At 71.7% G+C, this 17729-nt stretch carries 21 protein-coding genes and 1 pseudogene; 11 read left to right on the forward strand and 11 right to left on the reverse strand.

All coding sequences use genetic code 11. The annotated features are described in order from the left end of the window. Positions 1-40 precede the first annotated feature (40 nt). Positions 41-1543 carry a leucyl aminopeptidase gene (locus DDP54_RS17080; RefSeq protein ID WP_109133220.1) on the reverse strand — a complete coding sequence of 501 codons (1503 nt, stop codon included), beginning with the start codon at positions 1541-1543 and terminating at the stop codon, positions 41-43. Between the two features lie 63 nt (positions 1544-1606). Here DDP54_RS17080 and DDP54_RS17085 point away from each other — a divergent pair, with 63 nt between their 5' ends. From DDP54_RS17085 to DDP54_RS17105, 5 genes are read left to right on the forward strand one after another with little or no spacing between them, the layout of a single operon-like run. Next, the gene (locus DDP54_RS17085) at positions 1607-1966 is read left to right on the forward strand and encodes a hypothetical protein (protein WP_109133198.1); all 360 of its coding nucleotides are present in this window, start codon (positions 1607-1609) and stop codon (positions 1964-1966) included. Continuing rightward, entirely contained in the window at positions 1963-2424 is a 462-nt protein-coding gene (locus tag DDP54_RS17090) for a hypothetical protein (RefSeq protein WP_242448572.1), read from the forward strand. Before DDP54_RS17085 ends, DDP54_RS17090 begins: the two co-directional genes overlap by 4 nt. A 10-nt stretch (positions 2425-2434) precedes the next feature. Beyond that, positions 2435-3487, forward strand: a complete 1053-nt coding sequence (locus tag DDP54_RS17095) for a quinone-dependent dihydroorotate dehydrogenase (protein ID WP_109133199.1) — start codon at positions 2435-2437, stop codon at positions 3485-3487. Then, positions 3487-3699, forward strand: coding sequence for a hypothetical protein (locus DDP54_RS17100; protein WP_109133200.1), 213 nt, complete (start codon positions 3487-3489; stop codon positions 3697-3699). The genes DDP54_RS17095 and DDP54_RS17100 overlap by 1 nt, the downstream gene beginning before the upstream one ends. A 56-nt stretch (positions 3700-3755) precedes the next feature. After that, on the forward strand, positions 3756-4367 hold the full coding sequence (locus DDP54_RS17105; protein ID WP_109133222.1) for a hypothetical protein: 612 nt from the start codon (positions 3756-3758) through the stop codon (positions 4365-4367). Between the two features lie 45 nt (positions 4368-4412). On the opposite strand, the gene DDP54_RS17110 is transcribed toward DDP54_RS17105, so the two are convergent. Together DDP54_RS17110 and DDP54_RS17115 are read right to left on the reverse strand one after the other, a co-directional pair. Beyond that, positions 4413-5423 (reverse strand): aldo/keto reductase family protein, encoded by a 1011-nt coding sequence (locus DDP54_RS17110; RefSeq protein WP_197711476.1) that lies wholly within the window; start codon positions 5421-5423, stop codon positions 4413-4415. A gap of 19 nt (positions 5424-5442) precedes the next feature. Next, the gene (locus DDP54_RS17115) at positions 5443-6069 is read right to left on the reverse strand and encodes a DUF3043 domain-containing protein (RefSeq protein WP_109133201.1); all 627 of its coding nucleotides are present in this window, start codon (positions 6067-6069) and stop codon (positions 5443-5445) included. Between the two features lie 32 nt (positions 6070-6101). Between DDP54_RS17115 and DDP54_RS17120 the strand changes: the two genes are divergently transcribed. After that, complete coding sequence (locus DDP54_RS17120) at positions 6102-7547, forward strand: dipeptidase (RefSeq protein ID WP_109133202.1); 1446 nt, start codon at positions 6102-6104, stop codon at positions 7545-7547. A gap of 9 nt (positions 7548-7556) precedes the next feature. Here the strand turns inward: DDP54_RS17120 and DDP54_RS17125 are convergent, their stop codons facing one another. Genes DDP54_RS17125 through nadA form a run of 3 tightly spaced genes read right to left on the reverse strand, consistent with a single transcriptional unit; the run spans position 7557 to position 9924 of the window. After that, complete coding sequence (locus tag DDP54_RS17125; RefSeq protein ID WP_109133203.1) at positions 7557-8120, reverse strand: acyl-CoA thioesterase; 564 nt, start codon at positions 8118-8120, stop codon at positions 7557-7559. Continuing rightward, the gene (locus DDP54_RS17130) at positions 8117-8707 is read right to left on the reverse strand and encodes a DJ-1/PfpI family protein (protein WP_109133204.1); all 591 of its coding nucleotides are present in this window, start codon (positions 8705-8707) and stop codon (positions 8117-8119) included. Before DDP54_RS17130 ends, DDP54_RS17125 begins: the two co-directional genes overlap by 4 nt. A gap of 11 nt (positions 8708-8718) precedes the next feature. After that, positions 8719-9924, reverse strand: coding sequence for a quinolinate synthase NadA (gene nadA / locus DDP54_RS17135; protein ID WP_242448573.1), 1206 nt, complete (start codon positions 9922-9924; stop codon positions 8719-8721). 84 nt (positions 9925-10008) lie between these two features. Here nadA and DDP54_RS17140 point away from each other — a divergent pair, with 84 nt between their 5' ends. Continuing rightward, complete coding sequence (locus DDP54_RS17140; protein ID WP_109133206.1) at positions 10009-11193, forward strand: glycerate kinase; 1185 nt, start codon at positions 10009-10011, stop codon at positions 11191-11193. Positions 11194-11305: 112 nt separating this feature from the next. Next, the gene (gene erpA / locus DDP54_RS17145; protein ID WP_109133207.1) at positions 11306-11656 is read left to right on the forward strand and encodes an iron-sulfur cluster insertion protein ErpA; all 351 of its coding nucleotides are present in this window, start codon (positions 11306-11308) and stop codon (positions 11654-11656) included. Positions 11657-11747: 91 nt separating this feature from the next. Here erpA and DDP54_RS17150 read toward each other — a convergent pair whose 3' ends face one another. The 3 genes from DDP54_RS17150 to DDP54_RS18770 are packed head-to-tail and all read right to left on the reverse strand — an operon-like array spanning position 11748 to position 13224. Next, the gene (locus DDP54_RS17150) at positions 11748-11993 is read right to left on the reverse strand and encodes a sulfurtransferase TusA family protein (protein WP_109133208.1); all 246 of its coding nucleotides are present in this window, start codon (positions 11991-11993) and stop codon (positions 11748-11750) included. Continuing rightward, positions 11993-12871: an aminotransferase class V-fold PLP-dependent enzyme gene (locus tag DDP54_RS17155; protein ID WP_242448574.1), complete on the reverse strand. Its 879-nt coding sequence runs from the start codon at positions 12869-12871 to the stop codon at positions 11993-11995. Before DDP54_RS17155 ends, DDP54_RS17150 begins: the two co-directional genes overlap by 1 nt. After that, entirely contained in the window at positions 12775-13224 is a 450-nt protein-coding gene (locus tag DDP54_RS18770) for a hypothetical protein (protein ID WP_242448575.1), read from the reverse strand. Before DDP54_RS18770 ends, DDP54_RS17155 begins: the two co-directional genes overlap by 97 nt. A gap of 221 nt (positions 13225-13445) precedes the next feature. Between DDP54_RS18770 and coxB the strand changes: the two genes are divergently transcribed. From coxB to DDP54_RS17170, 3 genes are read left to right on the forward strand one after another with little or no spacing between them, the layout of a single operon-like run. Continuing rightward, positions 13446-14321: a cytochrome c oxidase subunit II gene (gene coxB / locus DDP54_RS17160; RefSeq protein ID WP_109133209.1), complete on the forward strand. Its 876-nt coding sequence runs from the start codon at positions 13446-13448 to the stop codon at positions 14319-14321. After that, positions 14321-16078: a cytochrome c oxidase subunit I gene (ctaD, locus tag DDP54_RS17165; protein WP_109133210.1), complete on the forward strand. Its 1758-nt coding sequence runs from the start codon at positions 14321-14323 to the stop codon at positions 16076-16078. Before coxB ends, ctaD begins: the two co-directional genes overlap by 1 nt. Then, a complete protein-coding gene (locus tag DDP54_RS17170; RefSeq protein ID WP_109133211.1) occupies positions 16075-16473 on the forward strand; it encodes a cytochrome c oxidase subunit 4 in 399 nt (132 codons plus the stop codon). Before ctaD ends, DDP54_RS17170 begins: the two co-directional genes overlap by 4 nt. Positions 16474-16622: 149 nt before the next feature. On the opposite strand, the gene DDP54_RS17175 is transcribed toward DDP54_RS17170, so the two are convergent. Then, a complete protein-coding gene (locus tag DDP54_RS17175; protein ID WP_109133212.1) occupies positions 16623-17249 on the reverse strand; it encodes a superoxide dismutase in 627 nt (208 codons plus the stop codon). Positions 17250-17372: 123 nt separating this feature from the next. Continuing rightward, positions 17373-17729: pseudogene (locus DDP54_RS17180) on the reverse strand (ubiquinol-cytochrome c reductase cytochrome b subunit); the annotation flags it as partial.

Raw genomic sequence — 17729 nt, forward strand, 5'->3', positions numbered from 1 at the left:
CCGGGCGCCGGTGTCCAGCCGGGCGGCCGATCCGGACCGGCTACCGCTGGGCCGCGCGACCCTCGAGGAACGCGAGCATCGTCCGCACGCCGACCCCGGTACCGCCCACCGGCGTGTAGCCGTGCGCGGCCTTCTCGTTGAACGCCGGACCGGCGATGTCGAGGTGCGCCCAGGGCGTCGAGCCCACGAACTCCTGGAGGAAGAGCCCGGCGAGGAGCATCCCGCCGAACCGCTCGCCGATGTTCGCCAGGTCCGCGACCTTCGACTTCAGCCCAGGCTTCAGGTCGGCGGGCAGCGGCATCGGCCAGAACAGCTCGCCCGAGGACTCGGCGGACGCGACGACCTCGGCGCGTGCACCGTCGGTCCCCATGACGGCCGAGACCTGGTTGCCGAGCGCCACGGTCTGTGCGCCGGTGAGGGTGGCGATGTCGAGGACGACGTCGGGCTTCTCCTCGATCGCGGCCACGAGACCGTCGGCGAGCACGAGCCGACCCTCGGCGTCGGTGTTGAGGACCTCGACGGTCTTCCCGCCGCGGATCGTGATGACGTCGGACGGGCGCTGGGCGGTACCCGACGGCATGTTCTCCGCAAGGCACAGCCATCCGGTCACGGCGACCGGCAGCCCCAGGCGGGCGGCGGCCAGGACGGTGTGCAGCACGGCGGCAGCCCCCGACATGTCCGACTTCATGGCGTCCATGCCCGCGGCGGGCTTGATCGAGATGCCGCCCGAGTCGAACGTGATGCCCTTGCCGACGAGCGCGACCTTCGCGGCCGGGCGTGAGGGGGAGTAGGCGACCTTGACGAGGCGCGGGCCGCGGACGGACCCCTGGCCGACGCCGACGAGGCCGCCGTAGCCGCCGGCGACGAGCGCCTTCTCGTCGAGCACCGTGACCTTGACGGCACCGGTGCGCAGGCCGGACTCCTTGACCGCTGCCTTGGCAGCCTCGGCGAACGCCGCGGGGTAGAGGTCGTTGGGTGCGGTGTTGACCAGGTCGCGCGTCGCGTGGACCGCACCGGCGACGACCTCGGCGCGGGTCACGGCGCTCGTCGCCGAGCTCTGGCGGGCGAGCGGCGTGACGACCTCGATCGACGGCACGGGCGCGGACGTGGCCGCCTGGTCGGCGTTGCGGTACCGCGTGAACGTGTAGGCGCCGAGGAGCGCGCCCTCGATGACGGCCGTCAGCTCGGTCAGGTGCCCGGCAGGCAGCGCCAGGGCCACGCTCGACGTCCCGGCGAGCTCGCGCGTCGCGGCACCCGCCGCCCGGCGCAGCAGCTCGGGTGTCACGGCTGCCGCGTCGCCGACACCGGTCAGGACCAGCACCTTGGCCGACAGGCGGCCGGCCGTCGGGTACCGACGGACCTCGTCCTGGTCGCCGGTGATCCCGAGCGCGGCGGCGCTGGTCGCGATCTCCGCGGCGATCTCCGCCGGAAGCTGGTCAGGGTCGAGCAGGCGCGGGCCCGCTGAGGTCTTGGCGATCGCCACCACGAGGGCGTCGACGGCGAGGCTGGCAGGGTTCTTGGAGGTGAGAGTCACTCGAGGCACGTGGCGATCGTAGTCCGACCGGGTGGACACGACAGATGCGGACGCCCGGTAGCGTGGCGAATCGTGATCGGACCGGTGTCCCTCCTCGTCGTCATCCTGTCCCTCGCCCTCGCTGCGTGGGCGCTGTGGTTCGTCGTCCGCGACCGTGCGGTGATCCTGCGCCAGCTCTGGGGCGGCGCCGTCGTCGAGGCGGTGCTCGTCGTTCAGGCGGTTGTTGCGACGGTCCTGGTGGCCAACGGCACGGGCTCACCGGATCGCGTGCTCTTCGGCGGCTACGTCGTCGTGCAGCTGCTCATCCTTCCGATCGCGGCGATCTGGGCGTTCGAGGAGCGCACCCGCTGGAGCTCGGTCCTGCTGCTCATCGCCGCCTTCACGACTGCCTTCCTCGAATACCGCCTGCTACAGATCTGGGGAACCTTGTGACCGGAACCGAACCTGGCGTCGCAGCGGGCCGGCCCGCGAGCACCTCGAGCGGACCGGGCCGCGCCCTGGTCGGCGTCTACGGGGTGTTCGCCCTGTCGGCGTCCGCGCGTGCGGGCTACCAGATCGCGACGAAGTTCGACGAGGCGCCGCTCGCCTACGCGCTGTCAGCGTTCTCGGCCGTGGTGTACGTCCTCGCGACGGTCGCACTGGCGAAGGGCGGCGGCCGCTGGCGACCGGTCGCATGGTCGGCCGTGCTCGTCGAGCTGGTCGGTGTGCTCGTCGTGGGGACCGTCTCGGTGCTCGATGCGGGGGACCTCTCGGCCAAGACGGTGTGGTCCGGCTACGGGCAGGGCTACGGCTACGTGCCGCTCGTCCTGCCGTTCCTCGGCCTCGCGTGGCTCTGGCACACCCGTTCGCGGAGTGGTGACCGTGCCGCCCGGACCGGTGTCGACCACTAGGTTGTAGCGCGTGTATCGCCTCCTGTTCAACCTGGTCTTCGTCCGCATGAGCCCCGAGCGGGCGCACGAGCTCGCGTTCGGCCTGATCAGGTTCGTCGGTCGCGTCCCCGTGCTGCGCCGCGTCATCGCGCGGCTTGCGGGCTCGCCCGCAGGGGGTGAGGTGCGCACGCTCGGGCGCACGTTCCCGGCCCCGTTCGGGCTTGCGGCCGGGTTCGACAAGAACGCCCTCGCGGTCGAGGGTCTGACGATGCTGGGGTTCGGCTTCGTGGAGGTCGGGACCGTCACGGCGTACGCGCAGCCGGGCAACGACGCGCCGCGGCTCTGGCGCGTCATCGAGCAGCAGGCGCTGCGCAACCGGATGGGGTTCAACAACGAGGGCTCGGCCGTCGTGGCCGGACACCTGCGGACCCTCCGGTCGACGGCCGCCGGCCGCGCCCTCATCGTGGGTGTCAACATCGGCAAGACGAAGGTGACCCCGCCGCAGGACGCTGCCGCGGACTACGCGATGAGCGCCGGGCGGCTCGCGCCCTACGCCGACTACCTCGTCGTCAACGTCTCGTCGCCGAACACGCCGGGCCTGCGCGACCTGCAGTCCGTCGACGCGCTGCGCCCCATCCTCGTGGCGACGCGCGAGGCGGCCGACGCCGCAACCACGTCCGCCGGGCGACCGCCCGTGCCGTTGCTCGTCAAGATCGCCCCGGACCTGTCCGACGACGACGTCGACGCGATCGCCGACCTCGCGACCGAGCTCGAGCTCGACGGCGTCGTGGCCGTCAACACGACGATCTCCCACCCGTTCGGCGAGGGCGGCCTGTCGGGCCCGCCCCTCCTCGCACGCGGGCTGGACGTCGTGGCGAGGCTGCGCACCCGGCTCGGACCGGACCCGGTGATCATCGGGGTCGGCGGCATCTCGGAACCGGCCGACGCGCTCGAGTACCTCGCGAACGGGGCCACCCTCGTCCAGGGGTACACCGGGCTGATCTACCGCGGCCCCTTCTGGGCTGCCCACATCAACCGCGCACTCGCGGGCGATGCCGTCCGTCGCACGGTCCGGGGGTCGTGATGGTGCTGCGGCCCCAGTGGGAGTGGGCGTTCGACGACATCGGAGGGCGTGAGCTCGACCGCCCGGTGAGCCCCGTGTTCGCCAACCAGTACGACGCCGAGCAGTGGCTCGGTGAGCAGTGGCGCGTGCTCGCGACGCAGGGTGTGCACGCCGCGCGGCTCCTTCACGACGGAACCCAGGCGACCCCCGCCCTGGTCCTTCGCGTTCCGTGACCGTCCCAGACGCTGCCGTCGACCGCGCTCCGGCCATCGGGCGCGGGTCGCGGCGGATGGCTCGGCGGACCGTCCAGCTCGCGATCGGCCTCGTCCTGTATGCCGTCTCGGTCACGGTCCTCGTGCGCGCGGGGCTCGGCACCATGCCGTGGGACGTCCTCTCGCAAGGCGTGGCGCGCCGGACCGGCCTGTCGTTCGGGACGGTCACGCTCGCCATCAGCGCGGCCGTGCTCGTCGCCTGGTGGCCCCTGCGACAGCGACCCGGCGCGGGGACCGTCGCCAACGTGCTCGTCATCGGCTTCCTGGTGGACCCGTTCCTTGCGCTCCTCGCGCTCCTGCCCGACCCGCTCCCGCTGCCGGCGGCCGTCGGGCTCGTGGTGCTCGGCATCGGGCTCAACGGCCTCGCGACAGCGCTCTACATCGGGGCACGGTTCGGTCCCGGACCGCGTGACGGCCTGATGACCGGCCTCGTGGCCCGGACCGGGCGGTCGACGCGGCTCGTGCGAACGAGCATCGAGGTCGCCGTCGTGGCTGCAGGCTGGCTGCTCGGCGGGACGGCGGGCTTCGCGACGCTGACCTATGCGCTCGTGATCGGGGCGGTCGTGCACCCCCTGCTGCCCAGGTTCACTGTCGAGGACGACCTCGAGGCCGTCGCCGACGAGCACTGAGCGGCAGGGCCGCCCCTCCGGGGGAGAAGCGGCCCTGCATGGTGCTCAGCGGGCTGCGGGGGAGCTCTTCGCGGTCTCGGCCGGGTCGGTCACGACCGCGTCGCCCAGCACCTGGTCGATGCGGACGAGCAGCTCGGCGGGGATCGTCACACCCGACGCCTTGACGTTCTCTCGCACCTGCTCCGGTCGGCTCGCACCGATCAGTGCTGCTGCGACGTTGTCGTTCTGCAGCACCCAGGCGACGGCGAGCTGTGCGAGCGTGAGCCCCAGCTCGTCGGCGATCGGCCGGAGGTCCTGGACCCGCTGGAGGACCTGGGGCCGCTCGAGGAACCGCTGGATCATCCGCGCGCCGCCCTTCTCGTCGGCGGCCCGGGAGCCCGCGGGCACGGGCGCCCCGGGTGCGTACTTGCCCGACAGGACGCCCTGGGCGACCGGCGACCACACGATCTGCGAGACTCCGAGCTCCTTCGAGACCGGCACGACCTCGGCCTCGATGACACGCCAGAGCGCCGAGTACTGCGGCTGGTTGGAGATGAGCTGGAAGCCCAGGTCGGCGGCGAGCGCGTGACCCGCCCGGATCTGGTCGGCGGTCCATTCGCTGACGCCGATGTACAGCGCCTTGCCCGCGCGCACGATGTCGGCGAACGCCTGCATCGTCTCCTCGAGCGGCGTGGAGTGGTCGTAGCGGTGCGCCTGGTACAGGTCGACGTAGTCGGTCTGCAGCCGCTCGAGGGAGCCGTCGATCGACTCCAGGATGTGCTTGCGCGACAGGCCGGAGTCGTTGGCGCCACCGGGACCTGTGGGCCAGTAGACCTTCGTGAAGATCTCGAGCGACTGCCGGCGCTGACCCTTGAGGGCCTCGCCGAGGACGCTCTCGGCCTTCGTGTTCGCGTAGACGTCAGCGGTGTCGAACGTCGTGATGCCGACGTCCAGAGCCGTGTGCACGCACTGGACCGCGGTGTCGTTCTCGACCTGCGAGCCGTGCGTGAGCCAGTTGCCGTAGGTGATCTCGGAGATCTTGAGACCAGAGTTGCCGAGGAAGCGGTAGTTCACCATGGACCTACCGTACGTGCGCTCAGGCGGGGTACTCGCCGTGCTTGACCTGCGCCTTGGGGAGGCGCGAGCGACGGAGCTGGAACACGCGCAGGACCGCGTACATCGTCGTCCCGCGCGGGATGGCGGCCGCACCGAACTTCGCGACGAGCTTCTTCTTGAGCGAGCGCCACATGAACAGGACGTCGACCATCATCGCGAGGACGAAGACGTACAGGAGGAGCAGCGCGAGGATCGCGAGGGTCGCGTTCACCTGGGCGAGCGTCAGCTGCAGGACGAGCAGCACCATCGCGACCGGCAGGAAGTACTCGCCGAGGTTGTGGCGCGCATCGATGTGGTCGCGGATGTACCGGCGAACCGGCCCGCGGTCCTTGACGGGCAGGTACCGCTCGTCGCCCGTCTGCAGCGCGGCGAACTCCTTGTCGCGCTGGGCGCGCGCGGCGACGCGGGCCGCCTTGGCTGCACCCTTGCGGTCGTCAGGGACGAGCGGGCGCTTGTTGGCTGCCTCGGCCTGCTTGCGCTTGGGCGTCGGGTGTCCCTTGCCTGCTCCGGACCCGTCTGCGGACACGCCGGCGCCAGGGGTGAGCTGCGCGCCCTTCCGTGAGGAGGGAGCGGTCACTGACGGGTTGGCCTTGCTGCGTCCGAACACCCCACAAGGGTAGACGAGTACGGTGGGCCATCGTGACGTCACCGACCCCCGCCGAACCCGCCTCTGCCGCACCCACCTCTGCAGTACCCGGTGGTGCCGCGCCCAGCCCTGCTGGACCCACCTCCGTCGAACGCCTCCGCGAGCGCACTGCCCAGGAGTTCGGGCGCGTACGCGCCGACCTCGAGGCGCTCGTGCGCATCCCGAGCGTCTCCAACGCAGACTTCGACCAGGCGCACGTCGCGGCCAGTGCGGCCGCTGTCGGTGACCTCCTGCGCGGCGCCGGGTTCGACGACGTCCGCATCCTGTCGGCCCAGCGCGCGGACGGTCGTCCCGGCGCACCCGCGGTCGTCGCGCGCCGACCGGCTCCGGCCGGCGCGCCGACGGTCCTGCTCTACGCGCACCACGACGTGCAGCCGCCCGGCGACGAGAGCAGCTGGTCCTCGCCCGCGTTCGAGCCCGAGGAGCGCGACGGTCGGCTCTACGGCCGGGGTGCGGCGGACGACAAGGCCGGTGTCGTCGCCCACGTCGGCGCGCTGCGGGTGCTCGGCGACGAGCTGGCGGTCGGCGTGACCGTCTTCGTCGAGGGCGAGGAGGAGGTCGGGTCGCCGACGTTCACCGACTTCCTGCGCACCTACCGTGACGAGCTGGCGGCGGATGTCATCGTCGTCGCCGACTCCTCCAACTGGCGGGTCGGGGTCCCCGGCCTGACGACGTCACTGCGGGGGCTCGTCGACGTCGAGGTCGAGGTTGCGGTCGTCGACCACGCGATCCACTCGGGCATGTTCGGCGGAGCGATCCTTGACGCACCGACGCTGCTTGCGCGCCTCATCGCGACGCTGCACGACGACGCCGGCGACGTGGCCGTCGCGGGGCTCGTGAGCGCACCCGACCCCACGGTCGACTACGACGAGCAGTCGTTCCGGGCTGACTCCGGCGTGCTCGACGGTGTGCGCCTGGCGGGCACCGGCCCGCTCACCGCCCGCCTGTGGACCAGGCCGGCCATCTCCGTCATCGGCTTCGACGCCCCGAGCGTGGCCCGCGCGTCCAACACGATCACGCCGCGCGCGACGGCTCGCCTGTCGATGCGCATCGCTCCGGGGCAGGACCCTGTCGCGGCGCACACCGCGCTGCGCGCACACCTCGAGGCCCACGCACCGTTCGGTGCTCGCGTCAGCGTGAGCGACGGCGAGCTCGGCAAGGCGTTCCAGGCACCGACTGACTCGCCGGCGATGACAGCCGCACGGTGGGCGTTCACCCAGGCGTGGGGCACCGACCCGGTGGACATCGGCATCGGCGGCTCGATCCCGTTCATCGCGGACCTGCTTGAGGTGTACCCCGGCGCGGCCATCCTCGTCACGGGTGTCGAGGACCCCGACAGCCGCGCGCACGGCAGCGACGAGTCGGTCGACCTCGGCGACCTCGAGCGGGTCGTCCTCGCGGAGGCGCTGCTCCTCGACCGGCTGGGGCGCCGGGCCTGAGGTCAGCCGTCAGTCGCGCGGCCGGTGCGCGAGGTCCAGGGCCCTGGCCCACGCGAGCACGGCGTCGGGCACGGGTGGGCTCACGGCGTCCACCGCGAACGCGTCGGCGACGTCAGGTGAGGCGACCGTGCCGCCGGTCCGCGCGATGAAGCGGGCCGCGACCCACGCCTCCGCGACCACCTCGGGCGCGGCCGTCGCGGTCGCGCCGGCGCTCGGCGCGCGTTCGAACCTCTGCTCGAGGTAGAACACGCGCTCGTCCCACCCGATGAGGCGTGTCACGATCACGAATCGGTCCCACAGCCCGAGCGAGCGGCGGAACCGGATCGACTCCCCGACGACGACCGGGTACCAGCGACGTCGGCTGATGGCACCCTGCGCACCGGTCCGCACGAGCATGTCGACCCGCCCGATGTCCATGAGCGTCAGGTACGCCCCGTTGTTCATGTGCCGCAGCAGGTCGAGGTCGTTCGGCATGACCCGCAGCGGCGTGCGCCACTCGTCGAGCGGGGTGCCCGGACCGCGGTGACGGCGTGCGCGCAACCAGACGACGAGCAGCCGGACCAGGCGGTTCATGTGCGGTCGTACTGGATCCCGTACCGCACGGCCTCGGCGGCCTCGGGGGACTCGAGCCGCTCGACCAGGTGGAACGCCAGGTCGATGCCGGCCGAGACACCCGCCGACGTGATGATGTCGCCGTCGTCGACGAACCGCGCCTCGGTGTCCGCGAGAACGCTCGGGTCGATCTCGGCGAGCTCGTCGAAGGCGCTGCGATGCGTGGTGGCCGGGCGGCCCGCTAGCAGCCCAGCGGCGGCATACACGAGTGCACCCGTGCACACGCTGGTCATCAGCGTCGTCGACGCCGCCATCTCGCGCACCCAGGTGAGGTGGTCGGTGTCCTTGGCGAGGGGCCGCGTGCCACGCCCGCCGGGGTAGACGAGCACGTGGAGCGCGCCGACGTCGTCCGCGGAGTACTCGGGCACCAGGCGCAGGCCCTTCGCGCAGCGGACCCCCGCGCCGTCGGCGGAGAACGTGACGACCTGGGGCCGGAGCTCGGAGTGCTCAGCCCACGATGCGAGGACCTCGTACGGCCCGACGACGTCGAGCTCCTCGGCACCGTCGAAGACGAAGATCCCGATCCGCAGCGGGCTGCCGGTCGTCACGTCGAGTCCGTTCAGGCGCCGGGGAGGGCGAGCATCTGGTCGAGGGCGACGCGGGCCCATCGTGCGTCGTCCGGGTCGACGACGACGCGGTTGACGACCCGCCCGGCGACGAGGGACTCCATGGTCCACACCAGGTGCGGCAGGTCGATCCGGTTCATGGTCGAGCAGAAGCACACGGTCGAGTCGAGGTAGTGCACGTGCTGCGCGGGGTGGGTCGCCGCGAGGCGTCGCACGAGGTTCAGCTCCGTACCGATCGCCCACGACGAGCCGGGCTCGGCCGCGTCGAGCGCCTTGATGATGTACTCGGTCGAGCCCACCATGTCCGCCGCGGTGACGACCTCGTGCGTGCACTCGGGGTGCACCAGCACCTGCACCCCGGGGATGGCCGCACGCGCCGCCGCGACGTTCTGCGCCGAGAACCGGCCGTGGACCGAGCAGTGCCCGCGCCACAGGATCATCCGGGCGTCCTTGAGCTGCTGGGTCGTCAGCCCGCCGCCCGGCTTGCGCGGGTCGAAGACGACGCAGTCCTCGAGCGAGAGCCCGAGCTGGCGGACCGCCGTGTTGCGGCCGAGGTGCTGGTCGGGCATGAACAGCACCTTGCCTCTGCCGTCCACACCGCCGACCTTGTCGAAGGCCCAGCGCAGCGCGGTGGCCGCGTTGGACGACGTGCACACGGTCCCGCCGTGCCGGCCGGTGAAGGCCTTGATCGCGGCGGTCGAGTTCATGTACGTCACCGGGACCGTGTCGTCCGCGACGCCCGCGTCGACCAGCACGTCCCAGGCGTCCTCGACCTGGTCGATCGCTGCCATGTCGGCCATCGAGCAGCCGGCAGCCAGATCCGGGAGAAGGACCTGCTGGGCGTCGGACGTGAGGATGTCAGCCGACTCGGCCATGAAGTGCACGCCGCAGAAGAGGATGAACTCGGCGTCGGGGCGTGCTGCGGCCTCGCGCGCGAGCTTGAACGAGTCGCCCGTGACGTCGGCGAACGCGATGACCTCGTCGCGCTGGTAGTGGTGACCGAGCACGAACGCCCGGTCGCCCAGCGCAGCCCGCGCGACGCGCGCGCGCTCGACCAGGTCCGGGTCGCTGGCTGCCGGCAGCGCGCCGACGCACTCGACGCCACGCTCGGAGGCAAGGTCGATGCCACGACCCAGGAGGAGCAGGGCCGAGGGGGCCGGCTCCTCGAAGCCGGGCACTGCAGGGGTCAGAAGGCTCACGAGGTGATCTTTCCACAGCCTGTCGAGCGGGTCATCAGGACGGCGACGGGCGGGGCCCGCTCCAGACCGTGCCAAGATCGCCCGATGCGCGTTCTCATCGCTCCCGACGGCTTCGGCGGCACCCTGACGGCGCCGGAGGCGGCCGGTGCGCTGCGGGACGGCTGGCTGCGAGCCGCTCCCGGCGATGACCTACGCACGTGCCCGCTGTCCGACGGTGGCCCGGGCTTCCTCGAGACCCTACGGGCGAGCCTCGGCGGCGGCCTGGTCGCTGTGACGGTGCGCTCGCCGCTCGGTGAGCCGGTGCCTGCTGCGCTCCTGCTCGTCGAGGGCGCCGACGGCGCGCGCACCGCGTACGTCGAGTCGTCGCACGCCGTCGGGCTCCCGCTCGTCCCGCCGGGCCGCCGGGACCCGACACGCACGACGTCGTACGGCGTCGGTGAGCTCATCCGAGCGGCCGTCGGCACCGGTGCCCGGCGGGTCGTCGTCGGACTGGGCGGGTCCGCGACGAACGACGGCGGTGCCGGCATGCTCGCGGCCCTCGGTGTCGGGGCGCCTGACGGCGTGCTGACGCGTGGCGGGGGAGGGCTGGGGGGTGTGACGGCCGACGACCTGGTCGCGCTCGCCGACGTGCGTGCGGGACTGCGCGACGTCGACCTCGTCGCGGCGACGGACGTCGACGTCCCGCTGCTCGGCCTGCACGGCGCGAGCGCCGGCTTCGCCCCGCAGAAGGGTGCGACCCCGGAGCAGGCACAGGAGCTCGAGCGCGCGCTCGGGCACTTCGCGCACGCGGCGGTCGGCGCGTTGGCCGACGTGGTCCGGCCCGACCTGCTCGCAGGCGCGCGCACGGCCTCGCCGGTGACCCGCCTGACGGCCCAGCCCGGCGCGGGTGCGGCCGGCGGGCTCGGCTTCGGTCTGGCGCTGCTCGGCGCCCGCCTCGTGCCGGGATCGGCCCTCGTCGCCGACGCGGTGGACCTGACGCGTCGGATCGCGGACGTCGACCTCGTGGTCACGGGGGAGGGGACCTTCGACTGGCAGTCGCTGCACGGCAAGGTGGTCGCGGCTGTCGCCGAGCGCGCCCTGGGCGTCGCGGTCCCGACGATCGTCGTCGCCGGCCAGGTCACGGTGGGTCGTCGGGAGCTCGCGGCGGCCGGGATCACGGCGGCGTACGCCGTGGCCGAGGGGCCGGGCGAGGTGGCCGCGGCACTGGCCGACCCCGCAGGGACGTTGGCCCGCCGCGCCGAGCGGGTCGCTCGGACGTGGTCCCGATGAGCCGCCCGTGGTGCGGCGTAGCCTGAGGGAACAACGGGCCGTAGGGTGGCGTTGAGCCGCTAGCGGGGTGCTGCGCACCCGCTCGACAGAACTTCGAGGCACAGGAGAGACCATGAGCGAGACCACCGAGACAGCGACGCACGGCGTCCTCCTCTCCGACGTCGCCGCGGGCAAGGTGCGGAGCCTGCTCGAGCAGGAGGGCCGCGACGACCTGCGTCTCCGTGTCGCCGTCCAGCCCGGCGGCTGTTCCGGCCTGATCTACCAGCTGTACTTCGACGAGCGGGTCCTCGACGGCGACGCCATCAAGGACTACGACGGTGTCGAGGTCGTCGTCGACCGCATGAGCGTCCCGTACCTGGACGGCGCGACGATCGACTTCGCCGACACCATCGAGAAGCAGGGCTTCACGATCGACAACCCCAACGCCGGCAGCGCGTGCGCGTGCGGCGGGTCGTTCAGCTGATCGACTGACCGTTCACGAGGGCCCGGCACCGTGCAGGTGTCGGGCCCTCGTGCGTGAGGTCCCGTGCGCCTCGTCCCGGACGTGCTGGTCCTCAGCTCGCCGGGATCCCCGGTGGGCCGATCCGGACGTCCATCGCCACCGACCCGTCGGGCAGGTCCTCCACCCGGACGACGTCGTGGCCGCGCATGCGTGCCCACGCGGGGATGTCGAGTCGCGCGGCAGGGTCCGTCGCCCAGACGGTGAGCACCGTGCCGGGCGCGGCGTCGATGGCCGCGCGGGCGAGCCTGATCACCGGGATCGGGCACAGCAGGCCGCGCGCGTCGATGACCTCTGGCATCACAGCCCCCCCGCGCCGAGCGCGTCGCGCACGCGCCGCACCGTCCCCGGGAGCACGTCGAGGAAGCGGTCGACGCCGTCGCTCGTGACCTCCGGCGGCAGGCACAGGCGCACGTTGCCGTGAGTGAGGACGCCCATCGCGGCGAGCACGTGGCTCGGTTCGAGCGTGCTCGAGGTGCAGGCGGACCCGGATCCCACCGCGAAGCCGAGCCGGTCCAGCTCGGTGACCAGCGCCTCGCCGTCGACGTAGAGGCACGAGAACGTCACGACGTGCGGGAGCCGATCCGTCGCGTCCCCGACGACCTCGACGTCGGGGACCTCAGCAGCCACGCGACGGCGGATGCGCTCGACGAGTGCCCGGCGGTGCGCGTCGTCGGCCGCGCGGCTCGACCGCGCCGTCTCGAGCGCGACGGCCGCCGCGAGCGCGGCGGGCACGCTCACGCCGCCGGGTGACCAGCGGTCGGGGTCCTCGGGCCAGTCCGGTGCGCGTCGCACCCGGGCGCGGGTCGCGAGCACGGCGACACCGGGCATCCCGCCCCAGTCGCCCGGGTCGGCCGCGAGGATGTCCCAGGCGTCCGACAGCTCGACGTGGCCCGCGCTCGCCCCCACGTCGACGAGGAGCGGGACGCCTGCACGCGACGCCGCGTCGTGCACGGCCTCGACGGGTTGGCGCGTCCCGACCTCGCCGTTGGCGTGCTGGAGTGCCGCGAGGGCGACGCCCGGCGCGCGGACGGCCTCGGCGAAGGCGTCGGCGTCGACCCGCCCGAGGTGGTCGGTGCCGATCACCACGCGGGCACCGGTGCGACCGTCCCACGGCTGCGTGACGGCGAAGTCGGCGGCGGACAGGATCGCGGCGCGCTCGACCGCGCTGGCGACCACGTCCCGTCCGGCGCGTCGTCGGCCCGAGCGACGGACCGGACCGCGGCGTGCAGAGCGAGCGTGTGCGACGGCAGGAGGTCGATCTCCTCGGTCCGTGCGCTGAGGGCGCCCGCGAGCGACTCCCGCGCGCCCTCCAGCAGCAGGCGTGCCGTGCGGCCCTCGGTGTGCAGCCGACGCGGGTCGGCCCAGCCACGGTCGACCGCCTCGTCGAACGCGCGACGCGCGGCCGCCAGGATCGGGGCGTGGCCGCCGGCGTCGAGGAAGACCCGCTCGGAGCGTGCGGCGTCCGCGTCTGCGGCCTCGGCTGCCGGTTCGCGCGAGCGCGCGCCCGACGGCGACTCCTCGGTGCTCATGCGGGCACGGTAGCGCGGTCGCGCGTCCGCGCGACCCACCGTCGCGTGCCCCGGAGGGCGCCGAACCGCCTCGCGGTCCTGACAACTTGTCGGCAACGCGCGTCCAGGGGGCATCTGAGCGGCTCCGGCGCGCTACGCTGCTCGCAATGAGGACGAAGGTCCCAGGTCGCGGTCGCCCAGACGGGGTGGCTTGTCACCGGGACGTGAGTGAGAGGTCGTCAGTGCACTCGCAGAAACCCCGCCGGTCCCCACGTCCGGCCCTGAAGTGGGCCGGTCTGGTCGCCGCTGTCGCCGTGGCGCTGACAGGCTGCTCAGCCTCGGTCCAGCGCGGCTTCCTGCCTGGCAGCTCGAGCGCCGAGGTCACGAACCAGACCGGGCGTATCACGCACCTGTGGGTCGGGTCGTGGACGGCCGCGCTGATCGTCGGTGTCATCGTGTGGGGCCTGATCCTGTGGTGCGCGGCGGTGTACCGCAAGCGCAAGGGCGACGAGACGCTCCCGGTGCAGCTGCGCTACCACGTGCCCCTCGAGGTCATGTACGTGATCCTGCCGATCCTCATGGTCGGGGTGCTCTTCTACTACACCGCGCGGGATGCGTCGGCGATCAACGACACGAGCGCCAAGCCGGACCTGACGGTCCAGGTCGTCGCCAAGCAGTGGAGCTGGGACTTCAACTACCTCGACTCCGACGTCTACGACACGGGCGAGCACGCGAAGGCGGTCGGCAACCACGGGGTGCTGGCCGACCAGGTCACGCTCTACCTGCCGGTCAACGAACGCGTCGAGTTCGTGCTCAACTCGCGTGACGTCATCCACTCGTTCTGGGTCCCGGAGTTCCTGTACAAGCGCGACGTGATCCCGGGCCGCACGAGCAAGTTCCAGATCATCCCGCAGCAGGTCGGGGAGTATCGCGGCAAGTGTGCCGAGCTCTGCGGCGAGGAGCACTCGGGCATGCTCTTCAACGTCAAGGTCGTGACGCGCGCCGACTACGACGCCCACATGCAGGAGCTGCGCGCGAAGGGTCAGACCGGAGCCCTCGGGCTCGAGTACAGCCGCTTGCAGGACCTGCAGAGCGCCACGCAGGGGAGTGGGAGCTGATGGCCACCGCAGTCCAGACGATTCCGGGTCTCGCGCCGCACCGACAGGGCCTCGGCCGCACGGTGATCTCCTGGGTCACCTCGACCGATCACAAGACGATCGGGTACATGTACCTGATCACGTCGTTCGTGTGGTTCTGCCTCGGCGGGGTCCTGGCGCTCCTGATCCGCGCCGAGCTGTTCGAGCCGGGCATCCAGATCGTGGCGTCGAAGGAGCAGTACAACCAGCTCTTCACGATGCACGGCACGATCATGCTGCTGCTCTTCGCGACCCCCCTGTTCGCGGGCTTCGCGAACGTCATCATGCCGTTGCAGATCGGCGCACCTGACGTCGCGTTCCCGCGCCTGAACATGTTCGCGTACTGGCTCTACCTCTTCGGCGGGATCATCGCCGCATCGGGCTTCCTCACGCCCCAGGGCGCGGCCTCGTTCGGCTGGTTCGCCTACGCCCCGCTCTCGAGCGCCGTCTACTCGCCGGGGCTCGGGGGGGACCTGTGGGTCTTCGGGCTGGCGCTCGCCGGGTTCGGGACGATCCTCGGTGCCGTCAACTTCATCACGACCGTCGTGACCATGCGCGCGCCCGGCATGACGATGTTCCGGATGCCCGTGTTCACGTGGGGCGTCCTCATCACGAGCCTCTTGGTCCTCATGGCGTTCCCGCCGCTGACGTCGGCGCTCTTCGCGCTCGGCGCGGACCGGCGGCTCGGTGCGCAGGTGTTCAACCCCGAGAACGGTGGCGCGATCCTCTGGCAGCACCTGTTCTGGTTCTTCGGGCACCCCGAGGTCTACATCATCGCGTTGCCGTTCTTCGGCATGGTCGCGGAGATCCTGCCGGTGTTCAGCCGCAAGCCGCTGTTCGGCTACAAGGGCCTCGTCTACGCGACGATCTCGATCGCTGCGCTTTCTGTGACCGTGTGGGCCCACCACATGTACGTCACGGGCGCGGTCCTGCTCCCGTTCTTCTCACTGATGACGATGCTGATCGCCGTGCCGACCGGGGTGAAGTTCTTCAACTGGATCGGCACGATGTGGGGCGGCAGGCTCACCTTCGAGACGCCCATGCTGTGGACGTTCGGGTTCCTTGTCACCTTCCTGTTCGGCGGCCTGACCGGGGTCATCCTGTCGAGCCCCGCGATGGACTTCCAGGTCTCGGACACGTACTTCGTGGTCGCGCACTTCCACTACGTCGTGTTCGGCACGGTCGTGTTCATGATGTTCGCCGGCCTGTACTTCTGGTGGCCCAAGTTCACCGGGCGGATGCTCGACGAGCGCCTGGGCAAGATCCACTTCTGGATGCTGTTCGTCGGTTTCCACACGACGTTCCTCATCCAGCACTGGCTGGGCGTGCGGGGGATGCCCCGGCGCTACGCCGACTACTCCCCGGAGGACGGGTTCACGCTCATGAACCAGGTGTCGACGGTCGGCTCGGTGCTCCTCGCGGCCTCGACGCTCGTCTTCCTGTGGAACGTGTACACGACGTCGCGCAACGCCCCGAAGGTGACCGTGGACGACCCGTGGGGCTACGGCGCCTCGCTCGAGTGGGCCACGAGCTGCCCGCCGCCGCGACACAACTTCACGTCGCTGCCGCGGATCCGCTCGGAGCGGCCGGCGTTCGACCTCCACCACCCGGAGGTCGCCGCGCTCGACCGCGCCGAGCCCAATGCCGGCCTCCTCGACGAGATCCTCGGAGATGCCGACCGTCGAGGCCAGAGTGACGTCGACCCGGGCCCGGGCGCCCAGCCGGAGGCAAAGCGATGAAGGTCGAGACCAGGTTCTTCCTCTTTCTCGCCCCGTTCTTCCTGATCATGACGATCATCTACGGGCTGTGGAGCCGCGGCGAGATGATCGGCACGCTGGCGCTGCTCGTCCTGGTGCTGCTCGTGTCGATGATCGGTGGCTACCTGGCGCTCCTCTCGCGCCGGATCGATGCGCGTCCCGAGGACGACGCCTACGCAGAGATCGAGCAGGGCGCGGGTGACCAGGGCGTCTACAGCCCGTGGAGCTGGTGGCCGCTCGCCATCGGTCTCGCCGCGGCGATCCTGTTCGCGGGGCTCGCGATCGGCTGGTGGCTCGTGTACGTCGGTGCGGCCGTCGGGGTGATCGCGCTCATCGGCTGGGTCTTCGAGTTCTCGCGCGGGCAGCACGCGCACTAGAGCTGGGACGGCGCGAACCAGGCACGAACCCTGGAACGAGCCTAGGAACGACGAAGCGCCGGTGACCTCCTCGAGGTCACCGGCGCTTCGTTGTCGGCTCTGCCGTGTCGTCGGCTCTGCGGGCCTCCGCGGGGGAGGCGGAGACCGGGTCAGGCGGGGACGATCAGACCCGCCGTCTGCGTGCGGGCCCGCGTGAACCGCGCGGCCGCGTCGGCCCAGTTGACGATGTTCCACCACGCCTTGATGTAGTCGGCGCGGACGTTGAGGTAGTCCAGGTAGTACGCGTGCTCCCAGACATCGAGCATGACGACTGGGACGAGCCCCAGCGCGATGTTGCTCTGCTGGTCGTACAGCTGGACGACCACGAGGCGGGCGCCGATGGAGTCCCACGCGAGGATGGACCACCCGGAGCCCTGCACGCCCGCAGCGGCGGCCGTGAAGTGCTTCTGGAAGGCCTCGAACGACCCGAAGAACTCGTCGATCGCGGCCGCGAGCTCACCGATGGGCTTGTCGCCGCCGTCGGGGGACAGGTTGGCCCAGAAGACCGAGTGGTTGACGTGCCCACCGAGGTTGAACGCGAGGTTCTTCTCGTGCAGGTTGACGGCGTCGAGGTTCCCGCTCTCGCGGGCCTCCGCCAGCTTGGCGAGTGCCGTGTTGGCACCCGCGACGTACGCGGCGTGGTGCTTGTCGTGGTGCAGCTGCATGATGCGGCCGGAGATGTGCGGCTCGAGTGCCGCGTAGTCGTACGGCAGGTCCGGAAGGGTGTAATCAGTCATGGCGCGATGCCTCTCCTGTCGGGCCGCGGCATGCGCCGCAGCAGCTTCTGTGCTCCGTCGGGACGGAGCTGCGGCGAGCCCGCGCAGGCGCTCGCCGTCCTCACCTGCAACTCTGACCCCGGATCAGAGATTCCGCTCGTCCGGCTCGACGACCCGGGAGATCGCGCTGTGCGCGCCGGCTGACGCGGGACGGACGCTGAGTGTCTCCTGCCCGTCGTGCTCGGCGTGCCCGTGCGCGGCGGCGAGCTCAGAGGGAGTCACCGGCTCGACACGGTCCTCGAAAAACAGGCGCGAGAGCCGCTGCCGGAACCGGTCGGCCCGGTATCCCTTGCGCCGGACCCCGCGGGAGTCCTCGGCCGGCTCGATCTCGAGGGGACGCCGGGGCTCGTGCTGGACCCGGAGCCACCGCTCGTGGTCGTCGAGAGGCCGGTGGACCTCGACGTACTCGCCGTGGGCGAACCGCACGATCCGGCCCGTCTC

Source organism: Cellulomonas sp. WB94 (genome assembly GCF_003115775.1).
In the GTDB taxonomy this organism is placed as follows: Bacteria; Actinomycetota; Actinomycetes; order Actinomycetales; family Cellulomonadaceae; genus Cellulomonas_A.